Origin of the sequence: Onishia taeanensis (genome assembly GCF_003268885.1) — a bacterium.
In the GTDB taxonomy this organism is placed as follows: Bacteria; Pseudomonadota; Gammaproteobacteria; order Pseudomonadales; family Halomonadaceae; genus Onishia; species Onishia taeanensis_A.
Genome location: NZ_QLSX01000001.1, coordinates 247938 through 262218, shown reverse-complemented (window position 1 = coordinate 262218; position 14281 = coordinate 247938). Strand labels below are relative to the sequence as shown.

At 63.5% G+C, this 14281-nt stretch carries 12 protein-coding genes; 9 read left to right on the top strand and 3 right to left on the bottom strand.

What is annotated here, in order from left to right; genetic code table 11:
* Nucleotides 1-4 precede the first annotated feature (4 nt).
* Entirely contained in the window at nt 5-1165 is a 1161-nt protein-coding gene (locus BCL93_RS01225; protein WP_181463003.1) for a tetratricopeptide repeat protein, read from the top strand.
* Nucleotides 1166-1237: 72 nt separating this feature from the next.
* On the opposite strand, the gene xthA is transcribed toward BCL93_RS01225, so the two are convergent.
* On the bottom strand, nt 1238-2053 hold the full coding sequence (gene xthA / locus BCL93_RS01220) for an exodeoxyribonuclease III (RefSeq protein WP_112053289.1): 816 nt from the start codon (nt 2051-2053) through the stop codon (nt 1238-1240).
* Nucleotides 2053-2298, bottom strand: coding sequence for a hypothetical protein (locus BCL93_RS01215; protein ID WP_112053288.1), 246 nt, complete (start codon nt 2296-2298; stop codon nt 2053-2055). Before BCL93_RS01215 ends, xthA begins: the two co-directional genes overlap by 1 nt.
* 301 nt (nt 2299-2599) lie before the next feature.
* Between BCL93_RS01215 and rhlB the strand changes: the two genes are divergently transcribed.
* Together rhlB and dinG are read left to right on the top strand one after the other, a co-directional pair.
* Nucleotides 2600-3874, top strand: coding sequence for an ATP-dependent RNA helicase RhlB (rhlB, locus tag BCL93_RS01210; protein ID WP_112053287.1), 1275 nt, complete (start codon nt 2600-2602; stop codon nt 3872-3874).
* 29 nt (nt 3875-3903) lie between these two features.
* Nucleotides 3904-6045: an ATP-dependent DNA helicase DinG gene (gene dinG / locus BCL93_RS01205; protein WP_112053286.1), complete on the top strand. Its 2142-nt coding sequence runs from the start codon at nt 3904-3906 to the stop codon at nt 6043-6045.
* A 212-nt stretch (nt 6046-6257) separates the two neighbouring features.
* Here dinG and BCL93_RS01200 read toward each other — a convergent pair whose 3' ends face one another.
* Complete coding sequence (locus tag BCL93_RS01200; RefSeq protein ID WP_112053285.1) at nt 6258-7331, bottom strand: 3-deoxy-7-phosphoheptulonate synthase; 1074 nt, start codon at nt 7329-7331, stop codon at nt 6258-6260.
* A gap of 340 nt (nt 7332-7671) precedes the next feature.
* Between BCL93_RS01200 and rpoE the strand changes: the two genes are divergently transcribed.
* The 6 genes from rpoE to lepA all read left to right on the top strand — a co-directional run bounded on the left by rpoE (nt 7672) and on the right by lepA (nt 14277).
* Nucleotides 7672-8277, top strand: coding sequence for an RNA polymerase sigma factor RpoE (gene rpoE / locus BCL93_RS01195; protein ID WP_112053284.1), 606 nt, complete (start codon nt 7672-7674; stop codon nt 8275-8277).
* Nucleotides 8278-8494: 217 nt separating this feature from the next.
* Nucleotides 8495-9181, top strand: coding sequence for a sigma-E factor negative regulatory protein (locus tag BCL93_RS01190; RefSeq protein WP_112053283.1), 687 nt, complete (start codon nt 8495-8497; stop codon nt 9179-9181).
* Nucleotides 9182-9198: 17 nt separating this feature from the next.
* On the top strand, nt 9199-10251 hold the full coding sequence (locus BCL93_RS01185) for a MucB/RseB C-terminal domain-containing protein (protein ID WP_258395872.1): 1053 nt from the start codon (nt 9199-9201) through the stop codon (nt 10249-10251).
* Entirely contained in the window at nt 10248-10712 is a 465-nt protein-coding gene (locus tag BCL93_RS01180) for a SoxR reducing system RseC family protein (protein ID WP_112053282.1), read from the top strand. The genes BCL93_RS01185 and BCL93_RS01180 overlap by 4 nt, the downstream gene beginning before the upstream one ends.
* 140 nt (nt 10713-10852) lie before the next feature.
* Entirely contained in the window at nt 10853-12274 is a 1422-nt protein-coding gene (locus tag BCL93_RS01175) for a DegQ family serine endoprotease (protein ID WP_112053281.1), read from the top strand.
* Nucleotides 12275-12459: 185 nt separating this feature from the next.
* The gene (lepA, locus tag BCL93_RS01170; RefSeq protein ID WP_112053280.1) at nt 12460-14277 is read left to right on the top strand and encodes a translation elongation factor 4; all 1818 of its coding nucleotides are present in this window, start codon (nt 12460-12462) and stop codon (nt 14275-14277) included.
* Nucleotides 14278-14281: the final 4 nt, after the last annotated feature.

The following is a 14281-nucleotide window of genomic DNA, read 5'->3' as shown; positions in this document are numbered from 1 at the left end:
GTACATGCCGGTGCTCATGTCCATGTTCATGCCTATGACAACGTCGGCGTCTGCCATGCGTCGCGTGCTGGCAGCGCTGCTGTTCACGGCCATTGCGGTCGCGGCCCCCTGCCTTGCCGCACCGGCGCTGCCCGGCGGCATCCTGCGGGATATTGAGTCGATCGAGCAGGACCTCGAGGCGGCCGACGGCTCTGGCGATATCAGGGCGCTTGAGGCGCGCGCGCTGTCCCAGGCCGAGCGCCTGGCGGGCGGCAACGCCGCCGATCGCTGGGCGCGGGCACTCTATCTGCAGTTGGCCTCCGAGGCCGCCGTTCACCGCAAAGCCTATGTCGAAGCCGCCGAGCACATCGCTAAGGCCCGAGCGGTGCGCGGCATCGGCACGGACATGCGGGCGCACTGGCAGCACCGGGAGGCGAGTCTGCGCCTTGGCGGCGGACAGCAGGCTAGGGGGGCAGACCTGCTGTCAGACTGGCTTGGCGAGCATCCGGGCGACGTCGCAGATTACTGGCAACTCGCCGGCGCGCAGGCGCGACTAGAGCGCTGGGAGGCGGCGAAGGGTTCGGTCTCTGCAGGGTTGGCGCGCGATGACTCGCCGAGCGACGCACACCTGATGCTGGCCGCCAGCATCTATCAGCAGTCCGGCGAGGATGACAAGGCACTGCGCATGCTCGAGCGGCTGTTGGCCCGCGCACCGGAGAACCCCGATACATGGCGGCGGGCCGCCGGGCTCGCTCAGCGGTTGGGGCAGCACGCTCACGCCGCCGCGCTCTGGGAAGCCGGCTGGCGCCAGGGTGTGCTCGAAGGCGAAGCCGCACTTGAGCGACGCATTCGGCTACATCTGGCGGCCGGCACTCCGGCGCGTGCCGCTGAGCTGCTGAAGGCCGCGCTTGAGCAAGGCCGGCTTGGCGACAGCCTGGCGCATCGGCGGCTGTTAGCAACGGCTTATCAGCAGGCGCGGGTTCGCCCCTCGGCTCTTGAGGCCTGGCGACGGGTCGCCGAGCAGAGCGGCGAGGCTGAGGACTGGCTATATATCGGCCAGCTGGCGGCGAGGTGGGGAAAGGATGCGCCCGCTCGCGAGGCGCTGTCACGGGCGCAGTCCCTGGGTAGCGAGCAGGCCAGCGCCTGGCTGAGCTACCTCGATCAGCATCCGGTGGCAACGCAGTAGCCTAGCAGGAGAGCTTGAGAGGCGGGTCATGGCTCGCCGAGACGACGAGCCAGGGCGGGGCGGCAATCAGCGCTAGAGCGCCAGTTCGGTCCACACCGGGGCGTGATCTGACGGCTTTTCCATGCCGCGCAGGTCATAGTCGATGTCGGCATCGGTGACCTTGTCGATCAGCGGGCGGCTGACCAGGATGTGGTCGATGCGCAGGCCGCGCTTGGGCTCGCGATCGAAGCCCTTGGAGCGGTAGTCGAACCAGCTGAAGTGATCGTCCCGGGTCGGATGCACCAGGCGATAGCTGTCGGTCAGGCCCCAGTCCTTGACCCGGGTCAGCCAGCCGCGCTCGACGGGCTGGAAGCTGGTCTTGCCTTCGCGCAGCCAGCGCTTGCGGTTGGATTCACCAATGCCGATGTCGCGATCCTCAGGCGAGATATTGAAGTCGCCCATGATGGCGATGCGCTCGTCCGGCTGGCAGTCTTCCTCGAGCAGCCGCGAGAGCTGCGCGTAGAAGCGTTCCTTGTAGGGAAACTTGGTGGGGTGTTCGACATTCTCGCCCTGGGGGAAGTAGCCGTTCCACACGGTAAGGCTTTCACCATCGGCCAGTCGCAGCCGTACGCCGATCATGCGCCGCTGGGCGTCGTCGTCATCGTCGGGGAAACCGTAATGGACTTCTTCGGGCTCCTGGCGGCACATCAGGGCCACGCCATAGTGGCCTTTCTGGCCATGGAAATAGACGTGGTAACCCAGCGCCTCCAGGGCCGCACGGGGGAACTCGCTGTCCTGAACCTTGGTTTCCTGCAGCCCGATCACGTCCGGCGCGTGGGACGCAACCAGGGCTTCGAGCTGGTGCGGGCGTGCCCGCACCCCGTTGATGTTGAACGACACCAGCCGCATTATTTGTCCTCGCCGTCGGGTCGGGAGTGTTTGTCCGGATGAATTTCGATCGACTGCGCCCGCTGCATGCGCTCAAGCTTGCGGGCGGCCTGCTGCTTGCGCTGGTCCTGCTTCTTGGCGGTGAAGCGGCGCGACGGAGCGACCTCATCGGGATGGTCGTGGCGCCACTGCTTGTAATCCTTGCGCCGGCCGGTGCGAATCGTGACCTTGTCGGCCAGCGAGCGAGTCTTCTTTCTGCGTGTCATGACATCGTGTCCTTTCCTGAGCGACGGCCATTCTAGCAATCACCGGGCGCTATCAACAGCAATCACCGGGCGCCATCGGCAGCGGCCAGCAGATCCACGTTCACCATCCTGGCGCGTCATCGCCTATCGCGCCGTCGAGCTTGGCTTCGTCGAACGTCGGCCAAAGGGGCATCCTGCTTGGCCAAGATGTCACCCGGACAAGCCGAGACGGTCAAGGGCTGGTACAATACCTCACCCGGAACTGGCCTGACCCTGGCGTCAGTGCATCACATCCACTGTTATTGGGACCTAAGCACAGCCTATGAGCGAGTCGGAACAGAATCCCGCCCCGGCGCAGACCCGCAAGCCGAAGCGTCGGCGCCGCAAACCGCGCAAGTCACAGTCCAACTGGGACATTCGCCAGTTCCAGGTGCCTGCCGTCGCGGGCAAGTGGCGTTTCCACGACTTCGACCTGCCCCTGCCGCTGATGCGCGCCATCCATGCGCTGGGCTTCGAGTACTGCACGCCCATTCAGGCCGAGGCGTTGGCCCAGACCCTGCTGGGCGGCGACGTGGTCGGCAAGGCGCAGACCGGCACCGGCAAGACCGCCGCCTTTTTGATCTCGATGATGGCCTACTTCCTCGAGGAAGAGACGCCCGACGGTCAGAAGCCCGGAGCACCGCGCGCCCTGATCATCGCACCGACCCGTGAGCTGGCGCTGCAGATCGAAAAGGATGCCAAGGCTCTGGCGCGGTTTACCAAGCTGAATGTGGCCAGTGTCGTCGGTGGCATGGACTACCAGGAGCAGCGCGATCAGCTGGCCAAGAAGGTCGATGTGCTGGTGGCGACTCCAGGCCGGCTGCTCGACTTCCATGAGAAGCGTGATGTCGACCTCACCCAGGTCGAGGTGCTGGTGCTCGACGAGGCGGATCGCATGCTGTCGATGGGGTTCATTCCCGACGTCAAGCGGATCATTCGCCACACCCCCAAGAAGGAAGAGCGTCAGACCTTCCTGTTCTCGGCGACCTTCACCCCGGATATCCTCAATCTGGCGAGCCAGTGGACTCAGGACCCGGCGCATGTGGAGATCGAGGTCACCGTCGACAACGCGGCCGACATCGACCAGCACGTCTACCTGGTCAGCGACGAGGACAAGTCACGCCTGCTGATCAACCTGCTGAAGGACGACAGCCTCGAGCGGGTGATGGTGTTCTGCAACCGTCGTGATCTGGTGCGCAAGCTCGACGACCTGCTGCGTGAAGCTGGCGTCAACGTGGCGATGCTCTCCGGTGACGTGCCGCAGACCAAGCGCATCGAGACCCTCGAGCGCTTCCGCGAAGGCGATGTGCGGGTGCTGGTGGCGACAGATGTGGCCGGTCGCGGCATTCACATTGAAGACGTCAGCCACGTGATCAACTACACCCTGCCGGAAGATCCAGAAGACTACGTGCACCGCATCGGCCGCACCGGTCGCGCCGGCGCCAAGGGCGTGTCGATCAGTTTCGTGGGTGAGGAAGACGCCTTCTCGCTGCCCGAGATCGAGCGCTACATCAACGACAAACTGCCCTGCGAGCACCCGCCGGAAGGCACGCTGTAACGGCGAAGGCCGTAAGGACGATATCGACGATGCTGGACGAGGCGCTCAAGGGCGACATCCAGACCGCCTACCGGCGGGTTCTCGAGGGCCTCGAGCTGACGCCGCGCTACGGTCAGCGGCTGATGATCGCCGAGATCGCCCGCACTCTGGCGGGGATTCAGGCCGATGATGCCGGCAAGCGGACCTCCAATGAGCACGTCTGCGTGCTCGAGGCTGGCACCGGTACCGGCAAGACCCTGGCCTACCTGTTGGCGGCGCTTCCAGTGGCCAAGGCGCGCGGCAAGCGGCTGGTGGTCTCCACCGCCACCGTGGCGCTGCAGGAGCAGGTGCTTCATCAGGACTTACCGGCCCTCAAAAAGCACAGCGGTCTCGACTTCGACTATGCCCTGGCCAAAGGGCGCGGTCGCTATATCTGTGTCGCCAAGCTCGAACAGGCGCTGGATGGCGTCGAGGACAACCCCACCCTGTCGCTGTTCGAGCAGGCGATGGAGTCCCGCGACGGCGACGACTTTCATGCGCTGGTCAAGGAGTTGGCCGAGTCCTACGGCAACGGCCGCTGGGAAGGGGACCGCGACAGCTGGCCGGTGGCCATCGCCGACCCTCAGTGGCGGCGCCTGACCACCGACCACCGTCAGTGCACCAACCGGCGCTGCGACCACTTCAGCGCCTGCGCCTTCTTCCGCGCCCGACGCTACCTGGACAGCGCCGACATCATCGTCGCCAACCACGACCTGGTGCTCGCCGACCTGGCATTGGGCGGGGGCGCGGTGCTGCCAAGCCCCTCCGATTGCATCTACGTCTTCGACGAAGGGCATCATCTGCCCGACAAGGCAATCGGCCACTTCACCCATCGCTTCGCCGTCAACGGCGCCCTGCGCTGGCTGCGCACGCTCAAGAAATCGCTGACAGAGCTCAATACCGCGCTCGGCGTTCAACCGACCCTGGCGCGCCTGCTGGGCGGCTTCCCTGAGGCGATTGCCGCGCTTGAGCCACGTCTGGGCGAGGTCTTCGCGCTTGGCCATCAGCTCGCCGAACTGCCCAATGGCGCTGGTGAAGAGACTCGCCAGCTGCGTTTCGACATGGGTCGCGCCCCCGAGGCGCTGCGCGAGCAGGCCGGTGCCCTGGTGACGGTCTTCGCCGAGCTGTTGCGCAATCTCGAGACCATGGCCGATATCCTGCGCGAGAGCCTCGATCCGGAGAAATCCACCGGGCTGCCCCGTGAGCAGGCCGAGCCCTGGCTGCCGCTGATCGCCCTGTTGCATGGCCGCGCCCTCGAGGCCCACGCCCTGTGGCTGGCCTTCAGCGAGGTCGATGACACCCAGGAGCCACCGCGGGCCCGCTGGCTGAGCTTCGAACAGGTCAGCGGCGAGCCGGAGCTGGTCTTTGCGGCCAGCCCGGTCTCGGCGGCCAATACCCTGGCACGCACCCTGTGGGGCAGCTGTCATGGCGCAGTAGTGACCTCGGCGACCCTCACCGCCCTGGGGCGTTTCGAGCGCCTTCAGGAGCGTGCAGGGCTCGCCAACCGCTACCGCTATCAGCGTCTGCCGAGTCCCTTCGATTATTCCCGGGCGGTGCTGAGCGTTCCCCGCGAAGCGGTAGATCCTGGCGATCGTGAGGGTCACGAGCGTGCCATCGTCGACTTCGTGCAGGGGCTAGGGGACGACGAAGCCGTGCTGATGCTGTTCTCGTCGCGGGCCCAGCTGCGCGCCGTCGAGAAGGCGCTGCCGCGAGCCTATCGCGAGCGGGTGCTGGCCCAGGATCGACTGCCCAAGCGCGAGCTGATCGAGCGCCATCGCGCCCGGGTCGACGCGGGGGAGGGCAGCATCATCTTCGGCCTGGCGAGCTTTGCCGAGGGCATCGACCTACCTGGAAAGTACCTGACCCATGTGGTGATCACTCGTCTGCCCTTCGCGGTCCCCGACGATCCGGTGGGCGCGACCCTGGCCGAATGGATCGAGAGCCGTGGCGGCAATCCCTTCATGCGCATCACCGTGCCGGATGCCTCGATCAAACTGGTGCAGGCCTGTGGTCGACTGATTCGCAAGGAAGACGATCGCGGTCGCATTACGCTTCTCGACCGGCGGGTGCTGACGCGCCGCTATGGCCAGGCGCTGCTCGACGGTCTGCCGCCTTTTACCCGCGAGATCGATGGCGTGGTGCAGGGCGGCTGAGGCGTCTCGGCAGTGGCGCTTGCTGAGTTTGGAAGCTGAGTTTGGAAAAGGTCGCTTGTCAGGGATAGGGGCCCCAACGGGTTCCATGGCCAGGAGGCCAAGTGGGAAATAAACGGCAGACGTAGCCAGGTAATGAAAAACGCCCGCGATGATCGCGGGCGTTTTCATATCAAAGCCGATGCCGGCAAATGCTGGATGCGCATCGGACAGCACTAGTCACGACGCTTGGCCAGTACCGGTGTCAGCTTTTCGTTCATGGCGGTGAAGGTGGAAACGGTGGTGTCCCAGTCGATGCAGGCATCGGTAATCGAGACGCCGTAGGTCAGGTCTGCTTTGTCGCCCTTGATCTTTTGGCTACCCCAGCCGATATGAGATTCGACCATCAGGCCAATGATCGAACGGTTGCCCTCGAGGATCTGATTGGTGACGTTTTCCATCACTAGTGACTGTAGCGCCGGATCCTTGTTGGAGTTGGCATGCGAACAGTCGATCATGATGTTCGGCTTGATGCCTTCCTTTTCCAGTTCCTTCTCGGCAAGCGCCACACTGACGCTGTCATAGTTGGGCTTACCGTTGCCGCCGCGCAGCACGACATGGCCATAGGCGTTGCCGCGGGTGCGAATGATCGCGACCTGGCCGGCCTGGTCGATGCCGAGGAAGTTGTGCGGGTGCGCCACCGACTGCAGGGCGTTGACCGCCACGTCGAGGCTGCCATCGGTGCCGTTCTTGAAGCCTACCGGGCAGGAGAGGCCGGAGGCCATCTCGCGGTGGGTCTGGGACTCGGTGGTGCGGGCGCCAATCGCCGACCAGCTGATGCAGTCTTGAAGATACTGCGGGGAGATCGGATCGAGGGCCTCGGTGGCTAACGGCAGGCCCATCTCGGCGAGCTCCACTAGCAGCCGGCGCGCAATGTGCAGGCCTTCCTCGATCTCGAAGGAGCCGTTGAGGTGCGGGTCGTTAATCAGGCCTTTCCAGCCGACGGTGGTGCGCGGCTTCTCGAAGTAGACCCGCATCACGATGTACAGGCTGTCCTTGACCTCATCAGCCAAGCGACGCAGACGGCGGGCGTAATCGAGCGCCGCGTCCACGTCATGGATGGAGCAGGGGCCGACGACGACCAGCAGTCGGGGATCGCTGCCATCCAGAATGCGCTGGATGGTCTCGCGGCCATCGATGACCGTGCGTTCGGCGGCGTCGGTCAGGGGGATTTCCTGCTTGAGCGTCTCGGGGGTGATCAGGACATCCTGGGCCAGGACGTTGAGGTTGTTGACCTGCTGTTGTGACATGCCGCTACCTGTGACGTGAATACGCGCGTGAAAATGATGAATAGACATCTACTATCGCCCGCGGGCCTAGTGAAAATCAACGGCGACAGGGAACTCGTTGCCGGTGACTGCTGTCCCAGCGGTTCGTTACCGCTGGCATGCTGTGTGCTTGATGGAATGCCAATAAACAGGAACACTGACGGATAATCATCATCGAATGCCACCAGGTTTCCACATAGACGTTATGACTGCTTGTTTGCCTCCAGCGTTCACCGAGAGTTCGGCCCTCGGACGGTGCCTCCCCGTGGGGCTGCCCCTCGGCGCGTCGATTGTACGCCCTGCCTGCATAAAGGGGGGCTGAATGGATACCCGGGAAACCGATCAGCAGCTCGTTGAACGAGCTCAGCGGGGAGATACCAGGGCCTTCGACCTGCTAGTAAAGAAGTATCAGCACAAGATCATTGGCCTGATCGGCCGTTACGTGCATGACCACGCCGAGGTCCAGGATGTGGCGCAGGAGGCTTTCATTAAGGCCTACCGAGCGCTAGGTAAATTTCGTGCCGATAGCGCCTTCTACACCTGGCTATATCGTATCGCCATCAATACCGCCAAGAATCACCTGGTATCCCGCGGGCGACGTCCTCCGGGCAGTGATATGGACATTGTCGATGCCGAGATCATCGATCAGAGCGGTCGGCTGTCCGATATCGAGTCACCGGAAGCGTCCATCGCACGTGACCAGCTGGAAGCGGCGGTCTTCGAGGCGATCGAGAACCTGCCAGAGGATCTGCGCACGGCGATTACCCTGCGTGAATTCGATGGCCTGTCCTATGAAGACATTGCCCACATCATGGACTGCCCGGTTGGCACGGTGCGTTCACGTATCTTCCGTGCGCGTGAGGCCGTCGATCGCCATATCCAGCCGCTGGTGGTGACCGCCAGGACGCAGGACATGGTGCATGAATAATCGATGCCAGCATTTTTGACCCCGAGGCTGAACTGTTGTCGCCTTGTGGCGTCACATGCATGGGTCGAATGTATTGCGGTGGCAATGCCTGAGAAGAGATGGTCTGACGATAACCGTCTTGCTCATCCGGGTAGGCAGGTCGTAAAGGCACGTTGTCACCACTCGAGTCGACAACTGATCTAAGGGCGACACGCCTTAAAGTGTGAGGGTGTAAGTGATGAATCAGAATTCACAGGAGTCATTGTCTGCCTTGATGGACAGCGAGGCAGACGATCTCGAACTTCCTCGGGTGCTCAAGACGCTGGACGAGTCTCCTGAGGTCGCCGAGACCTGGCGCCGCTACCATCTGGCTCGCAGCCTGATGCAGCGTGACCGGGACATCGACGTGTCCACCGATCTGTCGGCAGGCATCATGGCGAGGCTCGCCGATGAGCCGTCACCGGAAATGGAAGTGCCTGTTGCGCTGTCGCGCAGCCTGTTTTCCCGTGCTGGATCCTTTGCCGGCAGTGCCGCTGCCGCGGCCGCGGTCTCGTTGATGGTGATTACCGGCGTACAGTTCTATAACTCGTCCGACGAGCGTGCCCAGCCGGGGCAGTCTGGCCTGGTCAGCGCGCCGAGCGGGGGCAGTGGCGTCTCTAATCAGATACAGCGACCGTCCTTGGTCGACCTGCCGCTGTTTCAGTCGTCCGCGGCCGACCGTGGCTTGATGAATGTCGGAGCCACCGTCGAATCACCGATGATGATGGCGCCCAGCGTTCGTCAGTCGCAGCGCGGCGATCAGCAGCAGGCCCGCTTGCTGCAGTCCTACCTCGACCGCCATGCGGAAGGCGCGGCATATCGCAGCGGCGATGCCTGGATGCCGCTGCTGAGGGCTTCAGGCCAAGAGTCGCTGGGCCTGCGTTGATGCTGGTACCCCCTGTCATGAGCCGAGATCTCGTTCGCCGGCGATCGCTTTCCCACGTGTTGACGTTCTCGGCCTTGCTGGCAATGGCTTGGCCGATGACGTCGGCCCTGGCGGCCGATGAGGCAGCCGATGGGTATGACTGCCAGCGACTGCTGGAGCAGTCAGCGCCGACCACGGCCAGTGAATGGTTCGACCGCAGTCTCTGGGCCAACCACTGCTATGAGTTCAAGGCGCGTGCCGTGCGCATCGGCAGCGACGGTGTGCGGACGCTGGCCCTGACCCATAATATCCGTGACGGCGTCGAGCATGAGGTGGCGCGCTTTCTGGATGGCGACCCCGTTATATTCGAGCGCCGTGGCCGAATCGGTCGCGGCGGCTGGGCGTCAGGCGACGCCAAGGCGCCGGCCTCGCCACAGGCGATCATGGCCAAACTTGGTGACCACTATCGTCTGAGCCTTGGCGGCGAGGAGCGAATTGCCGGCCGTGCCGCCGTTCGTCTGGATATCGAGCCGCTCGATGATATGCGCTTCGGGCAGCGTCTGTGGCTCGACAAGATGACGGCGCTGCCCCTCAAGCAGATGTTGCTCGACACCCAAGGGCGGGTACTCGAAACCTTCCAGATCACCGACATCGAACATCCATCGGTGTTTGAGGGTCGGATCGAAATGGACCGGGTGCGCACCCCGCCCAACGATGCCTGGCAGCCCGGTTGGCTACCGCCCGGGTTCGTCCCTCAGCCGGTGGCCACGGCCGATGCCCGTCATGCCGATGCGGTGCATCACCGCCTCTACAGCGATGGCCTCTCCAGCCTCAGCATGTTCGTCGAGCCTCTCGACCCCGAGCGTCCTGCCCTAGCTCCTGGCCTGCACCGCCTTGGCATCTCTTACGCGGCGGTCCGGCATATGGTCTTGGGCGGCCAGCCCATGCAGGTGGTGGCAATGGGGGAGTTGCCGCCTGACGTTCTGATCAGGGTGGTCGAGCAGGTGAGCCTTACCGGTGCCGAGAGCAGTAGCCAAGCGCGCAGCGGCGAGGCTTCGAACGACGAATTGACCCCAGAGGAAGCGCCATGAGCCTCAGCGTTGGCATGAACTCGGGACACTGGCTCGACGCCACGGCACGGGTCGATGCTCTCCTGCCGGAAGGTGTCCGTGTCAGCGTGCTCACCCAGAGCGGCTGTGCGGGCTGTGCTTCCCGACAGGGCTGCGGCACAGGCCTGCTGGCCACCAAGCGCAAAGTTCGTCCCCGGCAGTTCACCATCGCGACCTCATCTGAGCTTTCGGTAGGGCAGACAGTACGTATTGGCCTGCCGGCTCGGCGTTTCCTGGAAGGCGCCCTGGCGATCTATGGCCTGCCGTTGGCGACGTCATTGCTGGCCGGTGGCGCGGCCGAGGCTTGGCTTAAGCCCGGCCACCCGCTGGTGCCGGTGATCTTTCTCGCCGGGCTTGCCTGCGGCGTGCTCGGCCTGGCCCTGTGGGGTAGGTACCAATCTCCCGTCTATCGACCGGTGCTACTCGACCCTTCGCCGCCGTGAGCACCGGCTAAGCCAACAACATATAACGATTATATTAGGGATAGTTCATAGGAATGGCCGAGACTCCGCCGAAGCGGGGTCGCTGGCACTCACCATTGCCGATCCACGCATTGCCTTTCCATGCTGTTGCAGGAGTGATTATGGAACGCACACTTCGCCATTCTTTCGTGTTTGCCTTGCTGTTAATGCTGTCTCTGGCCTGTGCCTCGGCCCAGGCTCGGGAATTACCTGACTTCACCGAGCTGGTCGATCAGGCCGCCCCGGGTGTGGTCAATATCTCGACGACGCGCACCGTCTCCTCGGGCGGTTTCTCCTATCACGGCCCCGGCGGTGAGGATATTCCCGAGATATTCCGGCGCTTCTTCGGCGACCAGCTGCCCATGCCGGGTGGTGGCCAGAAGCAGGAACACGAGCGTCAGTCGTTGGGGTCGGGCTTCGTGATCAGCGAAGACGGCTACATCATGACCAACGCGCATGTGGTCAAGGATGCCGATGAGATCCTGGTGCGTCTCAATGACCGCCGGGAGCTCAAGGCCGAGCTGGTCGGGGCTGATACCAAGACCGACGTGGCCCTCCTCAAGGTCGATGCCGACAACCTGCCGACGCTCGAGATCGGTAACTCCGATACCCTTGAGGTGGGTGAGTGGGTCGCGGCCATCGGCTCGCCCTTCGGTTTCGATCACTCGGTGACCGCTGGCATCGTCAGTGCCATCAACCGCACGTTGCCGTCCGACGCCTACGTGCCCTTCATCCAGACCGACGTGGCCATCAACCCGGGTAACTCCGGCGGGCCGCTGTTCAATCTCGATGGTGAGGTCGTGGGCATCAACTCGCAGATCTTTACCCGTAACGGTGGCTACATGGGCCTCTCGTTCGCGATTCCGATCACCGTCGCCATGGACGTCGCCGACCAGCTCAAGAGCGAAGGGCGTGTCAGCCGCGGCTGGTTGGGCGTGGTGATCCAGCCGGTCTCGCAGGACCTGGCCGAGTCTTTCGGTCTGGATGGCCAGAATGGGGCGCTGATCGCTGATCTCGACCCCGAGGGTCCTGCCGCTCGCGATGGCCTGGAAGCCGGCGACGTGATCGTGGGTGTCAACGGTCAGGACGTCGACCGCTCCAGCACCTTGCCGCGACTGATTGGACGGGTGCGCCCGGGCGACGACGTTGACCTTGACGTGATGCGCGATGGCCGCCAGCGTGAGATCACGGTCACCGTCGGTGACTGGCCGGATGCGCCAAATGGCGATCAGGCCTCTAGCCAGTCCAGCAACAGCCAGACGCGTCTGGGACTGACCGTCAGCGCTCTCGATGATCAGATCCTCGAGCGCCTGGGTATCGACGGCGGCGTAGGTGTCGAATCGGTCGAACCCGGTGGCGTCGCTCAGCAGGCGGGCATTCGCCCGGGAGATGTGCTGGTGTCTGTCGATCATCAGGCCATTTCCTCGCCGAAACAGCTGATGTCGGTCATCGACTCTCTGGAAGCTGGCCGCGCCGTGCCGGTGCGCCTCTATCGTGAGGGCCGCTCCCTGTATGTCGCGCTGCGGCTCGAGGCCGACGAGTAACCTCACTCGACACCATCGACGGGGCCTGCGGGCCCCGTCGTTCGTTGGAAGGACCTTCCCGGCGGCGTCGCTGTTCCTGTCGAGCCCTTGCCGGTACAATGCCGGCATTCTTTTTCAAGACGCCCCACCCATCGGGCCTTGCCCGATGGTCGCCGGGATGCGTACCAAGAACCGGATGACTGTGCATGAGCAACAACGCAACGAGCAAAGACCTGAGCTTGATCCGTAACTTCTCGATCATCGCCCACATCGATCATGGCAAGTCGACCCTCTCGGATCGCATCATCCAGATCTGCGGCGGCCTGACCGATCGCGAGCTCAAGGAGCAGGTGCTCGACTCGATGGATATCGAGCGCGAGCGTGGCATCACCATCAAGGCACAGTCGGTCACCCTGGATTACCAGGCTGAAGATGGTAAGACTTACCAGCTCAACTTCATCGATACCCCGGGGCACGTCGATTTCTCCTATGAAGTCTCCCGTTCGCTCTACGCCTGTGAGGGCGCACTGCTGGTGGTCGATGCCGGTCAGGGGGTCGAGGCGCAGTCCGTGGCTAACTGCTACACCGCCGTGGAGCAGGGTCTCGAGGTGTTGCCGGTACTCAACAAGATGGACTTGCCCCAGGCCGACCCGGACAAGGTGAGCAAGGAGATCGAAGAGATCATCGGCCTGGACGCCACCGATGCCTGTCAGGTTTCAGCCAAGAGCGGCATGGGCATGGAAGGCCTGCTCGAGCGTCTGGTGCGCGACATTCCGGCACCCAAGGGAGACCGGGACGCACCGCTGCAGGCGCTGATCGTCGACTCCTGGTTCGACAACTATCTGGGCGTGGTCTCGCTGGTGCGGGTCTTCGACGGCACCCTGAAGAAGGGCGAAAAGATCCGCATGACCTCGACAGGCCGCGATTGGCCGGTCGGCGAGGTGGGTATCTTCACGCCGCTGCGCAAGGAAACCGGCATCCTACGGGCCGGTGAGGTCGGTTTTGTGGTCGCCGGCATCAAGGATATTCATGGCGCTCCGGTGGGTGACACCATCACCCACACCAAGACGCCGGATGTGCCGCGCCTGCCAGGCTTCCAGAAGGTCAAGCCGCAGGTCTATGCGGGCATGTTCCCGGTCAGCGCCGATGACTACGAGGACTTCCGCGATGCCCTCGAAAAACTGGCACTCAATGATGCATCCCTGGGCTATGAGCCCGAGAACTCTGACGCTCTGGGCTTCGGCTTTCGTGTCGGCTTCCTCGGCACCCTGCACATGGAGATCATCCAGGAGCGCCTGGAGCGGGAATACAATCTCGACCTGCTGACCACGGCGCCCACGGTGGTCTACGAACTGGCGATGGATAACGGCGAGGTCAACTACGTCTCCAACCCCTCCAAGCTGCCGGATATGGCCAACGTCGACGAGATGCGTGAGCCGGTGGTGCGGGCCAGCATTCTGGTGCCCCAGGAATTCGTCGGTAACGTCATCACCGAATGTGAGCAGCGCCGCGGCACCCAGCTCGACATGCAGTTCCTGGGCAGTCAGATTCAGCTGACCTACGAACTGCCCATGTCCGAGGTGGTGATGGACTTCTTCGACCGTCTGAAGTCGATCACCAAGGGCTATGCGTCACTTGATTACAGCTTCGAGCGCTTCGAGGCCGCCAAGCTGGTTCGCCTGGACGTGCTGATCAACGGCGATCGAGTCGATGCCCTTGCGGTGATCATCCACCGTGATCATGCTCATTCCCGTGGTCGCCTGCTGGTCGAAAAGATGAAAGAGCTGATCCCGCGCCAGATGTTCGACGTTGCGATTCAGGCGGCGATCGGCGGACAGGTCGTGGCCCGTTCGACGGTCAAGGCACTGCGCAAGAACGTGACCGCCAAGTGCTATGGCGGCGACGCATCCCGCAAGAAGAAACTGCTCGAGAAGCAGAAAGCGGGTAAGAAACGCATGAAACAGGTGGGTCGGGTCGAGATCCCGCAAGATGCCTTCCTCGCCGTGCTCAAGGTGAACGACTAGGAAA

What these genes read in the sequence shown, in the direction of transcription:
- BCL93_RS01225 (WP_181463003.1), top strand. Translation starts at nt 5, where the DNA reads ATGCCGGTGCTCATGTCCATGTTCATGCCTATGACAACGTCGGCGTCT.
- xthA (WP_112053289.1), bottom strand. Translation starts at nt 2,053, where the DNA reads ATGCGGCTGGTGTCGTTCAACATCAACGGGGTGCGGGCACGCCCGCAC.
- BCL93_RS01215 (WP_112053288.1), bottom strand. Translation starts at nt 2,298, where the DNA reads ATGACACGCAGAAAGAAGACTCGCTCGCTGGCCGACAAGGTCACGATT.
- rhlB (WP_112053287.1), top strand. Translation starts at nt 2,600, where the DNA reads ATGAGCGAGTCGGAACAGAATCCCGCCCCGGCGCAGACCCGCAAGCCG.
- dinG (WP_112053286.1), top strand. Translation starts at nt 3,904, where the DNA reads ATGCTGGACGAGGCGCTCAAGGGCGACATCCAGACCGCCTACCGGCGG.
- BCL93_RS01200 (WP_112053285.1), bottom strand. Translation starts at nt 7,331, where the DNA reads ATGTCACAACAGCAGGTCAACAACCTCAACGTCCTGGCCCAGGATGTC.
- rpoE (WP_112053284.1), top strand. Translation starts at nt 7,672, where the DNA reads ATGGATACCCGGGAAACCGATCAGCAGCTCGTTGAACGAGCTCAGCGG.
- BCL93_RS01190 (WP_112053283.1), top strand. Translation starts at nt 8,495, where the DNA reads ATGAATCAGAATTCACAGGAGTCATTGTCTGCCTTGATGGACAGCGAG.
- BCL93_RS01185 (WP_258395872.1), top strand. Translation starts at nt 9,199, where the DNA reads ATGAGCCGAGATCTCGTTCGCCGGCGATCGCTTTCCCACGTGTTGACG.
- BCL93_RS01180 (WP_112053282.1), top strand. Translation starts at nt 10,248, where the DNA reads ATGAGCCTCAGCGTTGGCATGAACTCGGGACACTGGCTCGACGCCACG.
- BCL93_RS01175 (WP_112053281.1), top strand. Translation starts at nt 10,853, where the DNA reads ATGGAACGCACACTTCGCCATTCTTTCGTGTTTGCCTTGCTGTTAATG.
- lepA (WP_112053280.1), top strand. Translation starts at nt 12,460, where the DNA reads ATGAGCAACAACGCAACGAGCAAAGACCTGAGCTTGATCCGTAACTTC.